Origin of the sequence: Vibrio sp. B1FLJ16 (genome assembly GCF_905175385.1) — a bacterium.
Taxonomy (GTDB): domain Bacteria; phylum Pseudomonadota; class Gammaproteobacteria; order Enterobacterales; family Vibrionaceae; genus Vibrio.
The window spans coordinates 1,168,165-1,183,302 of the sequence record NZ_HG992750.1 but is presented as its reverse complement, the minus strand read 5'-3'; the positions used below and the strand labels follow the sequence as shown (position 1 = coordinate 1,183,302).

The window sequence follows — 15,138 nt, the reverse complement described above, 5'->3', positions numbered from 1 at the left end:
ATGGAGTTAGCAAATAAGGTTATTGCGATCACTGGTGCAGGGCAGGGGTTGGGTAAACAGATGGCGTTATCGCTGGCAGAGAGCGGAGTGAATCTCGCACTGATCGATCTTAACCCAGAGCAACTTGGTGAAACTCAATCAGAGTGTCAATCGCTTGGGGTGACGGCTCGCAGTTATGTAACCAACGTGACAAACGAACAACAGGTTTGCGAGACATTTGCACAAATAGAAACGGACTTTAAACAGCTTAATGGCGTGATTAATAACGCTGGTATTATGCGCGATGGCATGTTCATTAAAGTCAAAGATGGTCAGATCACTCCAATGTCGCTGGAGCAGTTTCAGTCGGTTATGGATGTTAACGTTACTGGTACCTTTCTGTGCGGCCGTGAAGCGAGCAAAGTGATGCTTCATACTGACAGCAAAGGGGTTTTGATCAACATATCGAGTGTCGCTCGTGCTGGTAATATCGGCCAAACGAACTATTCCGCATCCAAAGCAGCGGTCGCGACCATGGCGACCGTATGGGCAAAAGAGTTGGGGCGGTTTGGTATTCGTTCGGTTGCGATTGCCCCAGGCGTGATTAAAACTGCAATGACGGACCAAATTAAACCAGAAGCGATGGAACGTTTAATCCGCATGATTCCTGTTGGTCGACTAGGCCTGGCTGATGAAATCTCAGCTACCGTGAAATATGTACTAACCAACGAATTCGTTACAGGGAGAGTATTAGAAGTCGATGGCGGTATGCGAATGTAAAGTTAGGAGCAGCACCCCCCCAACAACCTGGCTAACGATATTCTCGGATAAAGTTAGCCAGTCCTTATTCAATCTACCCCCTCAACCATAGCTTTATTGGCTAAGATTTATACCTGTCTTTGTGCGTCTGATGGCACTTCAATTCATCGCTTTACTCTAATGAAGCAAATAGAGAACTTCTAGAGCACGTTTGGTGATAATTTGCCCACCCTTAAAATCATTACATCTAAATGATTAGTGTACGTTGCAAATTTTTTTGAGGGGTTTATGTTGTTTGGTTGTGGTGTTAACAAAAATAACCATTCTTAAAGCATAGTATTTAGTAATTATTTGAAATAAAGTTACTTTTCAAGTGTCTTATGTAGCTAATCTGCCAAATTTCCAGTCCTGATCTTCTTCGATTTGTAAATCTTTTGACGTCTTCTATTAACATTTTTCTCGAAAATTAATTTGAGTTCGAACTAAATTTTAGGTAATTTATATTTAACTAACCGTTCAATTAAAAATGAAAGGGGATGAAATGCCGAAGGTGGGAATGCCTGAAATCAGGAAACCACAGCTGGTGAATGCGACGATGTCAGTGATCGACAGAGTTGGTTTACATGCAGCTAGTATCTCGTTGATCAGCAAAGAGGCTGGTGTATCTACGGGGATCATCAATCATTACTTTGGTGGTAAACACGGATTGTTGGAAGAAACGATGCGCGAGATCCTTCGCCAACTTTCATCGACGATCACGAAAAAGCTTCGTGAGCAGCCTGAAGATGCTCATCACCAACGTATCAACGCCATTATTGACGGCAACTTCGTAGGTTATCAGGCAGAAAATAAAGTCGCTAAAACGTGGCTGGCTTTCTGGTCTTACTCAATGCATGACGAGCAACTTAAGCGTTTGCAACGAGTGAATGAACGACGTCTGTTGTCCCATCTAAGAAGAGAACTAAAAGCACTATTAAGTGCGGAGCAAGCAGAGTTGGTTGCTCACGGGATAGCATCACTGATTGACGGTATATGGCTACGCGGCACGCTCAACCCGCAAGGCATCGATGCTGATAAAGCGAGGATCATTATCAACGATTATCTCGAAAAGCAGCTAACGTTTTACTCTCATAAAATATAAAAGTCACAGGTCTTCACTATGGAAATGAAAACACACTACATCGATGGTGCAATGTATATCGGATGTTCTGAAGAGCATTTCACCACTTACAATCCGGCAAATGGTGAGCCATTGGCCAATATTAAACAAGCAAACCAGAGCGATATGGAAGCCGCTATTGAATCTGCAAAGCGCGGTTTTGAGGTTTGGTCTGCAATGACGGCCATTGAACGTAGCCGGATTCTTAACAAAGCGGTAGCGATTCTGCGTGAACGCAATGACGAGTTAGCCGCTTTAGAAGTGGCGGACACGGGCAAGCCAATTCAAGAAGCTATCGCTGTTGATATTACGACAGGCGCAGATGTTATCGAATATTACGCTGGTCTTGCCCCAAGTTTGCAGGGTGAGCAACAACCACTCAATGAAAGCCAGTTTTTCTATACGCGCCGTGAACCTCTGGGAATTTGCGCAGGTATTGGCGCCTGGAACTACCCGATTCAAATCGCAATGTGGAAATCAGCACCAGCACTGGCTGCCGGTAATGCAATGATCTTTAAGCCGTCGGAAGAAACACCGCTTACAGCGCTAAAGCTTGCGGAAATTTATTCTGAAGCGGGTCTTCCTGATGGTGTGTTTAACGTCGTGCAGGGTGACTATCGAGTAGGGCAGATGCTAACGGCGCATCCGGATATTGCTAAAGTATCGTTCACAGGAGAGTCAGGTACTGGCAAAGTTGTTATGGGTGACAGTGCAAAAACGCTTAAGCAAGTGACGATGGAACTCGGCGGTAAGTCTCCCCTGATCGTATTCGACGATGCGAAACTGGACGATGCGGTATCAGCAGCGATGGTCGCTAACTTCTACACTCAGGGTGAGGTATGTACCAACGGTACCCGGGTATTTGTTCATGAATCTATCTACGACGACTTTGTTGCACAGCTTAAAACTCGTAGTGAGAAATTGGTTGTTGGCGACCCACTTGATGAAAATACACAAATCGGTGCCTTAATTTCAAAAGAACATGAAAGCAAAGTGCTGTCAGCGATTGAGAGCGCAAAAGCGAGCGGTGCCACTCTGCTGACCGGCGGTTACAAAGTAACAGATAATGGTCTGCAAAATGGTAACTTCGTTGCTCCAACCGTATTTATCGACTGTGACGACAGCATGAGCCACGTACAGCAAGAGATCTTTGGTCCTGTAATGTCCGTGCTTAAATTTAGCGAAGAAGCTGAAGTTATCGAGCGAGCTAACGATACGGACTATGGCTTGGCTGCTGGTGTCTTCACTCAGAACCTCTCTCGCGCTCATCGCGTAATTCATAAGATTCAGGCAGGTATCTGCTGGGTTAATGCATGGGGTGACTCTCCGGCAGAAATGCCAGTTGGTGGCTATAAGCAATCCGGTATTGGCCGTGAGAACGGCGTCGAAACACTGAAGCACTACACGCAAACTAAGAGCGTACTGGTTCAGCTTAGCGACTTCGAAAGCCCTTACGCCTAAACACACCTAGGAGACACAAAATGAAACAACACTACGATTATATTATCGTCGGTGCGGGTTCGGCCGGCTGTGTGTTAGCGGATCGCTTGAGTGAGAGTGGTCAGCACTCAGTATTATTACTGGAAGCGGGTGGTACGGATAAGAGTATTTTCATCCAAATGCCAACAGCACTTTCGTACCCGATGAATACTGAAAAATACGCTTGGCAGTTTGAGACCGTACAAGAAGATGGTCTTGATGGACGCCAGTTGCACTGTCCTCGCGGTAAAGTTCTCGGTGGTAGCTCTTCTATCAACGGTATGGTTTACGTACGTGGCCATGCTTGCGACTTCGACCAGTGGGAAGAAGAGGGAGCTAAAGGTTGGAATTACCAAGCGTGCTTACCGTACTTCCGCAAAGCTGAATCTTGGGTCGGTGGTGCTGATGAGTACCGAGGTGACAGTGGTCCGCTAGGCACATGTAGCGGCAATGACATGAAGCTGAACCCGTTGTATGAAGCCTTTATTGAGGCTGGTAAAGAGGCTGGCTATCCAGAAACTGACGATTACAACGGTTTCCAGCAGGAAGGCTTCGGTCCGATGCACATGACCGTTGATAAAGGCGTACGTGCTTCAACCTCTAATGCATACTTAAGCCGTGCTAAAAAGCGCAAGAACTTCACGCTCATGAAGCGAGTGACTGTGCGTCGTGTGTTACTTGAAGAGACAGGGCTACAAGGCAAGAAAGCGGTCGGCGTTGAATTTGAGAAAGCAGGTTCAATTCAGCAGTGTTTCGCGAAAAATGAAGTCATTTCTAGTGCAGGCTCAATCGGCTCGGTACAGCTACTTCAACTTTCCGGTATTGGTCCTAAAGATGTACTGGAAAAAGCGGGCATTGAGTTGAAACACCAGTTGGAAGGGGTAGGTAAAAACCTGCAAGACCATCTGGAAGTGTACTTCCAATACCACTGTAAGCAGTCAATCACACTGAACAGTAAACTAGGCTTGGTGAGCAAAGGGCTAATCGGTACCGAGTGGATTCTGACTCGAAAAGGTCTTGGCGCAACTAACCATTTTGAATCGTGTGCGTTTATTCGTTCGCGTGAAGGATTAAAGTGGCCAAATATTCAATATCACTTCCTACCTGCAGCTATGCGTTATGACGGTCAGGCTGCCTTTGATGGCCATGGTTTCCAGGTTCACGTCGGCCCTAATAAACCAGAGAGCCGTGGCTCGGTGGAGGTGGTCTCTTCAAACCCGAATGATAAGCCAAAGATTGAGTTTAACTACATCTCGACCGAGCAAGATAAACAGGACTGGCGTGACTGTATTCGTCTGACGCGCGAAATTCTCAATCAACCTGCGATGGATGAGTTCCGTGGCGATGAGATCCAGCCAGGTCTCAATATTACTACCGACGAGCAAATTGATGAGTGGGTTAAGCAAAATGTTGAGAGTGCTTATCATCCTTCATGTAGCTGCAAAATGGGTGCAGACGATGATCCATTAGCAGTACTCGATGAGCAGTGTCAGGTACGCGGCATCCAGGGTTTGCGTGTTGTGGACTCGTCAATTTTCCCAACCATTCCAATGGTAACTTGAACGCGCCAACCATCATGGTTGCAGAACGGGCTGCGGACATGATCTTGGGTAACGCACTAGAAAAATCAAATAACACTCCGGTTTGGATTGCACCGAACTGGCAAGAGATGCAGCGAATGCATCCACCGAAAAGAGACTTAGATTCGATCTCTTAATTATTTATAAAGCTAAAAGTCAGAAATTATAAAAATCACTAAATATCAAAAGGAATTCAATATGTCTAAGATGACGAAAATACTATCAACTATCGCATTAACTTCTGTCGCTACCGGCGCTTACGCAAACCAATGTGAAACCGTTCGATTTGCCGATGTAGGCTGGACAGACATTACCGCAACCACGGCTGTAACCACAGAGCTACTGAAAGGCTTGGGTTACAAAACCAAGACGGATCTGCTTTCTGTACCAGTAACTTATTCTTCTATGGCGAACGGCGACATTGATATCTTCCTTGGTAACTGGATGCCAACGATGGAAGGTGACATTGCTAAGTACCGAGATGCTGGCACTGTCGAAACAGTAAAAGCGAATCTTGTCGGCGCGAAATACACTCTGGCAGTACCAAAATACGTTTATGACGCAGGTGTGAAGAGTTTTGCTGACCTGGAAAAACATGCCGACAAATTTAAAGACCGCATTTACGGCATCGAACCAGGTAACGATGGTAACCGCCTGATTCAATCCATGATCGACAGCAATGCGTTTGGTTTAAAAGACTTCAGCCTGGTTGAATCAAGTGAAGCGGGCATGGTGTCACAAGTATCACGTGCGGTACGTCGCAATCAGTGGATCGTTTACTTGGGTTGGGCGCCGCACCCAATGAACAGTAATGTTGAAATGGAATACCTATCGGGTGGCGATGATTTCTTCGGTCCAAACTACGGTGGTGCAAACGTTTATACAAACGTACGTCAAAACTACCTTGCTGAGTGTCCGAATGTGGGTCAACTCGTGAAAAACCTAGAGTTCAGCCTAGAAATGGAAAACGAGCTGATGGAAGCGATTCTTAACCAGAAGCAAAAGCCATCTAAAGCGGCACAGGCATGGTTAAACGCGAACGCAGATAAAATCGAAGCTTGGCTGAAGGATGTGAAAACTGTCGATGGCCAGGATGCAAAGACTGCGATCTCAGCGTATTTGAAAACAAACGCTTAATTCGTTTTATAAACTCGATGTGAGTTGCTATTGAGGTATATCGGTGGGCAGCAATGCCCACTTCATTAACGAAAAGGTTTTATTGTGAATTTTATTACGGACAACAAACTACCGTTGGGCCAATGGATGGAAACTGGCGTCGATTGGTTAACCATCAATGCATCAGGTTTTTTTGATGCAATCTCTATTACTCTTGAAACCATTATTATGTTTGTGGTGGATATCTTTAAATGGATGCCGCCAGCTGCGCCGATTATTATTACAGCGGCACTGGCTTGGTTTTTACATCGTAGCCTCCCACTGGTTATATTTATCGTATTGGCACTGTTGGCGATTCTTAACCTTGGCTACTGGCAAGAAATGCTGGAAACCTTTGTTCTTGTGTTTGCAGCGACAACGATTTCCGTATTAATTGGCGTTCCACTGGGGATCATGGCAGCGCATCGTCCTTGGTTGTACACGTTACTCAGACCTATTCTGGATTTGATGCAAACCGTACCGACATTTGTGTACTTGATTCCGACATTAGTTTTGTTTGGTTTAGGCATTGTACCGGGACTGATTTCAACCATCATTTTTGCTATTGCAGCACCAATTCGATTGACTTATTTGGGCATCATCAAAGTGCCAGAAGAGCTGCTGGAAGCGGGTAAAGCATTTGGTGCAAGCCGTATGAAATTGCTGTTTAAGGTGGAGTTACCAGCGGCATTACCTAGCATCATGGCAGGAGTTACCCAATGTATTATGCTATCTCTTTCGATGGTGGTCATTGCCGCACTAGTAGGTGCAGATGGTTTAGGTAAGCCTGTCGTACGTGCACTGAATACGGTAAATATATCGCAAGGTTTTGAAGCTGGTTTAGCGATTGTTCTTGTTGCAATCATTCTTGATCGCTTATGTAAAGCACCAAACCAGAAGGAGGCTTAATCATGGACGCAATTACTATTGAAAATCTTGATGTGGTGTTTGGTCAGCAGCAATCACAAGCTTTGACTTTGCTGGACCAGGGTAAGTCTCGCCAGGAGATCATCGACGAAACCGGTCAGGTCGTCGGTGTTGATAATGTTTCTCTAACGGTCAAACGTGGTGAAATCTGTGTATTGATGGGTTTGTCTGGTTCTGGCAAATCCAGCTTGCTTCGTACAGTAAACGGACTCAACGATATTTCTCGTGGCTCTCTGAAAATCCAGGATGGCGATGATATGGTGGAGCTCGCTAACTGTGATGAGCAGACGCTACGCCATCTACGTACACACCGAGTATCTATGGTGTTCCAGAAGTTTGCTTTGATGCCTTGGCTAACGGTACTAGATAACGTTGCCTTTGGTCTGGAAATGCAAGGTATAGGTAAAGCAGAGCGCCGTGCAAAAGCACGTGAACAGTTAGAAATGGTTGGCTTGTCAGAATGGGAGAGTAAGTTCCCGCATGAGCTTTCTGGCGGTATGCAGCAGCGTGTGGGCTTGGCTCGTGCTTTTGCGATGGACACAGACATTCTCCTCATGGATGAACCGTTTTCAGCACTTGACCCACTGATCCGAGCGCAGCTGCAAGACGAACTGATTCTGCTGCAAGAAAAGCTGAACAAAACGATTTTGTTCGTGAGTCATGATTTAGATGAAGCGCTTAAAATTGGTAACAATATTGCCATTATGGAGTCGGGTAAACTGATTCAGCATGGTAAGCCAGAGCAGATCATTCTGGCACCAGAAACCGATTATGTGGCGGACTTCGTTGCCCACACGAATCCTCTGAATGTGCTTAAAGGACGTTCTCTAATGAAGTCGAGTGATGCTCTGGTACGTGAAGAAGAGCGTGTGCTTATTTGTCCTGATAAAGAAATTTGGGTGACGCAAGATTCGAAAGGCCTGAGTTTGTCGGACTCTGAACAGTCGCTGATTCAGTGGGTGAGCGAATCATCGAACCTCGATGATGTCGAATCCAACTCTCTGGTTCAGGTTAGCCCGAACATCAGTATGCGCGAAGCGATAGAGCTTAAGCAGCGCAGTAACCAGCCTCTGTTGCTGGTAGAAGATGACAAGTTGGTTGGTGTCCTGAGCGACAACGAGTTGTACGACGCATTACTGGGTAAGTTCAGATCTAAACGAGTGGCTTGATAAAGCCAGGCTTGTTGAAATGAAGACTAAAAGAGCCGCAGTTACTTGCGGCTCTTTTTACTACGCAAAGAAATGTCTATGATTTCTGTTCATTTTCTTCTGTGTTCTGGTTAACCGCCTTTGCGATATCCTGCACGGTCTCGACTAAATTCATCGGCATTGGAAAAACAATGGTCGATGTCTTATCGGTCGTGATTTCGGTTAGTGTCTGCATATAGCGTAATTGCAAGGCATTTGGGGCTTCGTTTAGCATTTTCGCCGCCTCTTTTAGCTTTTTAGAGGCCTCTAATTCACCGGCAGCATGAATGACTTTTGCACGACGATTACGTTCTGCTTCGGCTTGTCGAGCAAGTGCTCGGACCATACTTTCATTCAGGTCAACGTGCTTCACTTCTACAGTAGCAATCTTGATGCCCCAGTCATCGGTCTGTTGATCGAGAATCGACTGCAAATCTTTGTTAAGTCGTTCACGTTCAGAGAGCAGTTCATCCAGCTCATGCTGGCCTAATACGGAACGCAGCGTGGTCTGAGATAATTGACTGGTCGCTTCGCTGTAACTCTCAATATTATTAATCGCCATCTGTGGATCCACAACTCTGAAATAAACCACCGCGTTTACTTGCACAGATACGTTGTCCTTGGTGATCAGATCTTGAGTGGGCACATCCAATACAATGGTACGTAAGTCTACACGCACCATTGTTGGATAAAGGGGATTAAGATGATCAGGCCTGGTCCTTTGACTTCTTGAAAGCGACCCAAGAAGTACACCACGCCTCGTTCGTATTCGCGTAGCACTTTGAAGATTTGTGTCGCTAGTGCGAACAACAGTACTAGGATCACACCAGTAGTGTAGAGCATCATATTCGCCTCCTATTTCTCAGGGCGGTCACTGTTAAAGGGATGGTCACTGGCCTTTACGGTTAAGGTTAGTCCTTTAACATCCACAACGGTAACGTGATCACCTTGTTTTAGTCCTTGATTATCTATGGTTTCGGCTTCTGTTTTGGCTTGCCAAAATGCGCCGTCCATTTGCACGCGTCCTTCACCGCCAATAAAGTCATCACTGACTACGGCAGATTTACCTGGATACGTTTCTAAGCCGGTAACCACTTTTCTGCGGCGAATTTTTACTAACATACCAACCGTCAGGACGATCAGGGCGACAGAGAAAATTGAAAGGCCAATAATGAGAGGCAGTGCTACCTGAAATCCCGGCAAGTCGCTGTCCATCAGGAATATTGAGCCCAAAACAAACGCAACCACACCACCTAAGCCTAACACGCCAAAACTCGGGCTAAATGCCTCTGCAATCATTAATGCGATACCCAGTAGTAATAGTCCTAAACCGGCATAATTGACGGGCATCATCTGCAGGGCGTACATAGCCAGCAATAAGCAAATGCCGCCTAAAACACCCGGCAAACCAATCCCGGGGTTATAGAACTCTAAAAGCAGACCATAAATACCGATGAGGATCAGAATATAGGCCACATTCGGATTGGTAATAACGGCTAACATTTCTGCCCGCCAATCTGGCACTCTCTCTACCCAGACAGGATTGTCTAGTGACAATGTCACGGATTGATTGTTTATCTTAACGGCTTTTCCGTTAATGGCCTTAACCAGATCTTCTGGTGAGTTAGCAATGTAATCAATGACGTTAAGTTCCAGTGCTTCGGCGGCGTCTAAGCTGGCGGCTTCGCTTACAGCTGTTTCTGCCCATTCAGCATTCCTGCCGTGCAACTTCGCCAAGCCTTTAATATAGGCTTTTGCATCATTAATGACTTTCTTCTCCATCGCTGTTTTAGCGGGCACTTTGTCGGAGTTCTCGTTTTGATCTTTTGGTTTGTCTTCCGATTTTGAATCTTGTTCGTCACCTGAAGTTGGGGCTTTTGGTGCGCCGCCACCTAATGCTACAGGGGTCGCGGCACCCAGGTTCGTGGCTTCTGCCATCGCTGCGACATGACTGGCAAGGAGAATATAAGTACCAGCGCTGGCTGCTCTGGAGCCTGATGGACCGACCCAGGTTGCGATAGGTGTTGAGGAAGTCGTTATTGCGTGAATGATATCGCGCATTGCACTATCTAGGCCGCCTGGCGTGTCCATCTTCAAGATGACTAAACTGACGTCTTCACTTTGAGCTTGTTCGATTTCTCGCACGAGGTAATCGCTGGTGGCGGGGCCTATAGCGCCTTTGACTGGCACAACCCATACTGTATTTGCCAGCGCCTGACTGGCAAATATGATGAGTGATAAGAGGCATAGCCGTATTCGTTTCATACAGTCCTCCTCGTAAAGTGACAGGACTTATTGAAAGCTAATTTAAGTATATACCTAAGTAATTCGGGTGGGGTCAGTGAATATGTATTAGCTTGGCTGGTGGATGGGAGCGAGCTGACGAGTTGTAGTTTTAACGTGGAATAACAGGTTAACAGGCAAAGTGCTAAAAATTACTTTGCCTGTTATATCTAAGGCTAAGCGACCCGATAGCCTGAGAAGGTCTCTAGTACTTCATGCATTGGCATCGGCTTGTAGAAATAGAATCCTTGTAGATCTTTGATGTTCCAGACTTTAAGTTTACGCACCTGGCTGGCTGTCTCGACACCTTCAGCAACGATAGTTAACCCCAGTTCATTAGACATACTGGCAATGTTGCGCACCAATGTTTTTGCTCGATCATTGTGTTCAATTTCGTCGATATAGGATTTATCGAGTTTTACGATGTCGAGAGGGAAGTTACAGATACTACTAAATGATGAGTAACCAGTACCAAAGTCATCCAGTGCGAGCTGCACGCCTAAACGTTTAATCTCATTAATACAGTTAATTGACTCAGCTTCTCCACCCATTAGCATACTTTCGGTAATCTCCAGAACAAGGTTACCCGCAGACACCTGATGCTCTTCAATTACATTTTTTAGATAGCTGATTAATTTTGAGTGGTAGAAATGACGCGCACTCAAGTTAATGTGAACAGAAAATTGAGGTAATCCTTTAGCTTGTCGCACTTTGTTAAGTGAACCGATAAATGCACACGATTGTTTGAGGATGGACTCTCCAAGCTCAATAATCAGTTTTCCTTGCTCAGCCATAGGTATAAAAACAGCAGGTGATACCATACCGAGAGAGGGGTGGTTCCAGCGCGCAAGTGCTTCAAAGCCAATAACTTCCTCAGTCTTTGCGTCAACAATCGGCTGAAAATACGGGATGATTTCTTCTCGTTGAATAGCAGATTCTAAGTCACGGTTAATGACCATCAACATTTCTGCTTGCGCTGAGAGTTCTTCGTCCGTAACGAATACTTCACGAATTTTTCGCCCCCGAATAGATTGCGCAGAATGACGAGCGGCAAGAAGCAGGTGCTCTACAGGCTGGTGAGTGATTTTGGTGTCCATCATCACCGCTTTTGTATCTAATGACACCGTAATGTCTGAAAATACGGCCTTATAAGATAGCTGGTTGAGAAGGCGGTTAGTGGCTTCAATCAATTCTTGGTGCTTTGAGGTCTCTGGAATTAGGACGATAAATTCATGTTCGCTGATACGGCCTATCTGATTAGTACCAAGGTGTTCCCTGAGTAATTTTGAAACGTGTTGAAGCGCTTCATCAAAGACGTAGTGCCCGTATACTTCCGTCACTTGTTTCAATTGCTTACTGCAGATGTAAATAAACGAAAAGCGGTTAGGTCGCGTTTTGACAAGGTTCTCAAGGGAAGCGAGGATCACTGGGCGGTTACAAAAACCAGAGATGGGGTCGAACTCGGTTAGTTTCTGAATCATTTGAGCTTGCTGTTTGGTCTCACGTATATCTTGAAGTAACAACATTATCGCACTTTGCCCTTTACACTGAATCAGAGCTGCTTCTAACTGGCAATCAATGATCTCTCCTTTACCGTCGAGTATTTGAGCTTCGAATTGCGTTCTGCCATTTTCAAGTTCAATCAACATCCCTTCCAGTTTTGACTCGTCTTCTTCAGGCGAGCAGAGTGATTCAAGAGGGCGGTTAATGAAATCAGATTTTTGGTATCTGAGTATCTCCATTGCACGTAGGTTAGCATCGACAATTTCACGTTCGATAACGAAGATCATTCCAAGAGAGGTGCTATTGTATAGCGCGCCAAAATTCTCTATTGAATCTTTTAACTGCAATTGTGTTAATGAGGTACTTTCAGATAGCTTTCGGACTAACTTTGTTGCTAGTTCAAGCTCATCTTTAGTTACGGACTGCACACCATCCAGTTGATATTCCGAGGCTATTTGATGAATGTCTTCTGCAAAATGTGCAAATCGTGTCGCGACTTTAATTCTAAAGATGATAAAAGTAACTATTGCAATAATCGCTGCGGCTAAGCCTACCGAAGCAAATAAGTAGATGAAAAGCGCACTCCCTTTCTTAAAATATTCGCGTTTCATCTCTGTTGTCAGCCACGCAATCGGTGTTCCACTCAGATCATTTAACTTGGAAGCGGTTACAATTGTGTTCGAAGTTTTTTCTATGTTTCGGGCGAGGTTATGCTTCGTTGAGTCTAATAGATCGAGTGAGTTTTGTGTTGAAAGCACAGTACTGTAGTCGCCCGGAAAACGGACGGAGAGGTTTCTTCCCCAAAGCATCCACCCGTTCGAAATACTGCTGCTATCACTGTTTCTGACTGGCGTCAGGCTAAGTCCCCAAATGGTGTTATCTATTCTCAGCAGCCCGGAAAGTGATGTTTTATGGGAATCGGGGAGATTACTCATTGATATCAGATATTGCTGAATGAGAGGGTGAGTGGCCAATTTACCAGATAACTGAGCAGAGATTTCAGGGGAGTTTTCACGAGTCAGGGACAAGAATTCTTTCCCATCAAGCGTCAGAAAAGACATTAAGTCCAGGCTTAGGGAGTCGAGGGTCTCAACATAAAGGTTTCGCTCGGTGTAGCCCTTTATATCATGCTCGATAAAAAGGTCATGGGTTTCATCCCAATAAGCCCAGTCGTAAGACGCCTCTTCTTGTTGAGTCACCATCATATCAACCACGGCTAGTGCCTGCTTGTTGGCATGGTCTATTTCCATATTTTCTAGCTCGTCTAAGCTGTACAGAAAAAAATACCGGCTTATGAGCAGGAAACTTATCACCATTCCCAGCAAACCAAGAGAAAAGTATAAAGCGGTTTTATATCGAAGGTTTGAGTTGGTTAGATGAAGCGCTTTCATTAAAAATTTGTTACAGCTATAGATTTGATGAAAGTTTATGATATTTGGTTATTGAATTTTTTGATTCATATCTGATTTTTTCAAAGCAAACTGGCATTATTTTAGTTTAATGCTATCAGACTGCTTTTGCTTTGCTCTTGATATAAATATTCAATCAAAAGCTTGGATTATGCATATTCAGTGGTTTGCATACAAAAGTTACTTGCTGGAAACACCAAATCGTCAGGTCATTACCGCCCTAGTTTATCCTCGCTACACCATGCATCTTGCGGTTGTTTGTGTGTCAATTTATTGAGAGGTAAGACTTATCGAGTTTATAAATACCGGCTCCGGTATTAAACTGAAGAAAAACGAACGGAGTTTACGATGTTTATTATTTACCGCTTAGTCAAGTTAGCTATCATTTGTATGATCTTTTTTACTATTTACGACTTGGTCGCACACGGTGAGATCACCTGGTTTGATCGTTTAATGGACGTTTTCAATTAAGTAGATATAAAAGGTCATCAGGCACTATTACCCAAGCGAGCGAGACGTCATGTCGCTCGCTTTAGCTATCTTCTCAATGCATATCACGCAGTATTGAATTTATTAATCCCATCTTTTATTTGTTTTACATTGCTGTGGAGTGGTGCAACCGCAACTTGTTAAAGTAATGTTATCCTTTACATGTGTTAACGAAACAAGATTGAGTCATGATCAGAAATCCACTGGAGTCATTTATTCAGGCTGATGGAATGCCGACTTTTGGTCATCTAGAGGCGATTCCGCGATATTTAGAGCTTGAAAACTTCCAATATAGAAATGAAATGGATAAACCAGTAACGAAGATACGCAAGTATTTCGATTTTAAGCAGTTCCAGTTTGTTTCTTTAGTGACCCCTGACTATCTTGTCGGTATTGCGATTGCGGACATTCGTTATTTAGCGACTGGATTTTGTTATTTGTTTGATATTAAGAACAACGAACTCATTGAGCAACAATGGCTCAAGCCTTTCAACGTCGGCTATCAGACGGAGCCTTCGAGCTGGTCAAGCGTGGCTAATCTTGCAGACAACGCCATTCAGTTCTCTATTCAAGAAGGGGTTTGGCATGTTCACTTTGTCACAGACTCTGTAAATGCGGTTTTGCGTTTAAAACCAGAGCCTGATAGTGAGCCGCTAATGTTGTGCACTCCTACAGGCTATTCAGGCTGGACTTATACGCAGAAACATAATGGGTTAGCTGTGACGGGAAATCTGTTTATTTTGGGACAGGAGCAAGACTTAAATCATGTCTCAGCTGGTTATGATTTTTCCGCAGGTTATATGCGAAGAGAAACCAGTTGGCGATGGGCAAGTATTAATCATATTAGTGATAAGCAATGCTTGGGATTGAACCTTGCTGTTGGGGTGAACGAAACCGGTTATTGTGAAAATGTGGCGTGGATAAATGGAGAGCGTCATTTGATGGCTCCTGTACAGTTTCATTTCTCACGTAGTAATCCTGAAGATCAGTGGAGGATTACCTCCCATGACGGGAGCATTGATCTGACTTTTACTCCTTTAAACTGCCGCTCAGAGAAGAAGAATTTTTGGCTTCTCAAAACCAACTTCCGCCAATATATCGGTTATTTTAGTGGTTCTGTTACTGACAGGCATGGCAAAAAACATGAGTTGAATGATGTTGTGGGACTGACAGAAGACCATTATGCAAAATGGTAACAACGGACAGAAGGGCTGCGAGTGCAGCCCTTC

11 protein-coding genes and 1 pseudogene are annotated in these 15,138 nt (G+C 44.7%); 9 read left to right on the top strand and 3 right to left on the bottom strand.

Going from position 1 to position 15,138, the window contains the following annotated elements; translation table 11 throughout:
- The 7 genes and pseudogenes from KHN79_RS19240 (at position 1) to choV (ending at position 8,207) form a co-directional block, all read left to right on the top strand.
- The gene (locus tag KHN79_RS19240; protein ID WP_182009099.1) at positions 1-759 is read left to right on the top strand and encodes an SDR family oxidoreductase; all 759 of its coding nucleotides are present in this window, start codon (positions 1-3) and stop codon (positions 757-759) included.
- Positions 760-1,279: 520 nt separating this feature from the next.
- Positions 1,280-1,879: a transcriptional regulator BetI gene (gene betI / locus KHN79_RS19235; protein WP_182009100.1), complete on the top strand. Its 600-nt coding sequence runs from the start codon at positions 1,280-1,282 to the stop codon at positions 1,877-1,879.
- A gap of 18 nt (positions 1,880-1,897) precedes the next feature.
- A complete protein-coding gene (betB, locus tag KHN79_RS19230; protein WP_182009101.1) occupies positions 1,898-3,358 on the top strand; it encodes a betaine-aldehyde dehydrogenase in 1,461 nt (486 codons plus the stop codon).
- Between the two features lie 20 nt (positions 3,359-3,378).
- Positions 3,379-5,093 (top strand): annotated as a pseudogene (betA, locus tag KHN79_RS19225) (choline dehydrogenase).
- 61 nt (positions 5,094-5,154) lie between these two features.
- Complete coding sequence (locus KHN79_RS19220; protein ID WP_025587760.1) at positions 5,155-6,093, top strand: choline ABC transporter substrate-binding protein; 939 nt, start codon at positions 5,155-5,157, stop codon at positions 6,091-6,093.
- A gap of 84 nt (positions 6,094-6,177) precedes the next feature.
- Positions 6,178-7,020 (top strand): choline ABC transporter permease subunit, encoded by an 843-nt coding sequence (choW, locus tag KHN79_RS19215; RefSeq protein ID WP_025587758.1) that lies wholly within the window; start codon positions 6,178-6,180, stop codon positions 7,018-7,020.
- A gap of 2 nt (positions 7,021-7,022) precedes the next feature.
- Positions 7,023-8,207: a choline ABC transporter ATP-binding protein gene (gene choV, locus KHN79_RS19210; protein ID WP_182009102.1), complete on the top strand. Its 1,185-nt coding sequence runs from the start codon at positions 7,023-7,025 to the stop codon at positions 8,205-8,207.
- A 76-nt stretch (positions 8,208-8,283) separates the two neighbouring features.
- Here choV and KHN79_RS19205 read toward each other — a convergent pair whose 3' ends face one another.
- From KHN79_RS19205 to KHN79_RS19195, 3 genes are all read right to left on the bottom strand, one after another.
- Positions 8,284-8,994 carry a slipin family protein gene (locus KHN79_RS19205; protein ID WP_348542131.1) on the bottom strand — a complete coding sequence of 237 codons (711 nt, stop codon included), beginning with the start codon at positions 8,992-8,994 and terminating at the stop codon, positions 8,284-8,286.
- Positions 8,995-9,080: 86 nt separating this feature from the next.
- The gene (locus tag KHN79_RS19200) at positions 9,081-10,490 is read right to left on the bottom strand and encodes a nodulation protein NfeD (RefSeq protein WP_182009104.1); all 1,410 of its coding nucleotides are present in this window, start codon (positions 10,488-10,490) and stop codon (positions 9,081-9,083) included.
- 194 nt (positions 10,491-10,684) lie between these two features.
- Positions 10,685-13,327 (bottom strand): EAL domain-containing protein, encoded by a 2,643-nt coding sequence (locus KHN79_RS19195; protein ID WP_182009105.1) that lies wholly within the window; start codon positions 13,325-13,327, stop codon positions 10,685-10,687.
- 441 nt (positions 13,328-13,768) lie between these two features.
- Here KHN79_RS19195 and KHN79_RS21775 point away from each other — a divergent pair, with 441 nt between their 5' ends.
- Positions 13,769-13,891: a hypothetical protein gene (locus KHN79_RS21775; protein ID WP_259344853.1), complete on the top strand. Its 123-nt coding sequence runs from the start codon at positions 13,769-13,771 to the stop codon at positions 13,889-13,891.
- Between the two features lie 206 nt (positions 13,892-14,097).
- On the top strand, positions 14,098-15,105 hold the full coding sequence (locus tag KHN79_RS19190) for a DUF2804 domain-containing protein (RefSeq protein WP_182009106.1): 1,008 nt from the start codon (positions 14,098-14,100) through the stop codon (positions 15,103-15,105).
- Positions 15,106-15,138: the final 33 nt, after the last annotated feature.

What these genes read in the sequence shown, in the direction of transcription:
- KHN79_RS19240 (WP_182009099.1), top strand. Translation starts at nt 1, where the DNA reads ATGGAGTTAGCAAATAAGGTTATTGCGATCACTGGTGCAGGGCAGGGG.
- KHN79_RS21775 (WP_259344853.1), top strand. Translation starts at nt 13,769, where the DNA reads ATGTTTATTATTTACCGCTTAGTCAAGTTAGCTATCATTTGTATGATC.
- choV (WP_182009102.1), top strand. Translation starts at nt 7,023, where the DNA reads ATGGACGCAATTACTATTGAAAATCTTGATGTGGTGTTTGGTCAGCAG.
- KHN79_RS19195 (WP_182009105.1), bottom strand. Translation starts at nt 13,327, where the DNA reads ATGGTGATAAGTTTCCTGCTCATAAGCCGGTATTTTTTTCTGTACAGC.
- KHN79_RS19200 (WP_182009104.1), bottom strand. Translation starts at nt 10,490, where the DNA reads ATGAAACGAATACGGCTATGCCTCTTATCACTCATCATATTTGCCAGT.
- betB (WP_182009101.1), top strand. Translation starts at nt 1,898, where the DNA reads ATGGAAATGAAAACACACTACATCGATGGTGCAATGTATATCGGATGT.
- betI (WP_182009100.1), top strand. Translation starts at nt 1,280, where the DNA reads ATGCCGAAGGTGGGAATGCCTGAAATCAGGAAACCACAGCTGGTGAAT.
- KHN79_RS19190 (WP_182009106.1), top strand. Translation starts at nt 14,098, where the DNA reads ATGATCAGAAATCCACTGGAGTCATTTATTCAGGCTGATGGAATGCCG.
- KHN79_RS19220 (WP_025587760.1), top strand. Translation starts at nt 5,155, where the DNA reads ATGTCTAAGATGACGAAAATACTATCAACTATCGCATTAACTTCTGTC.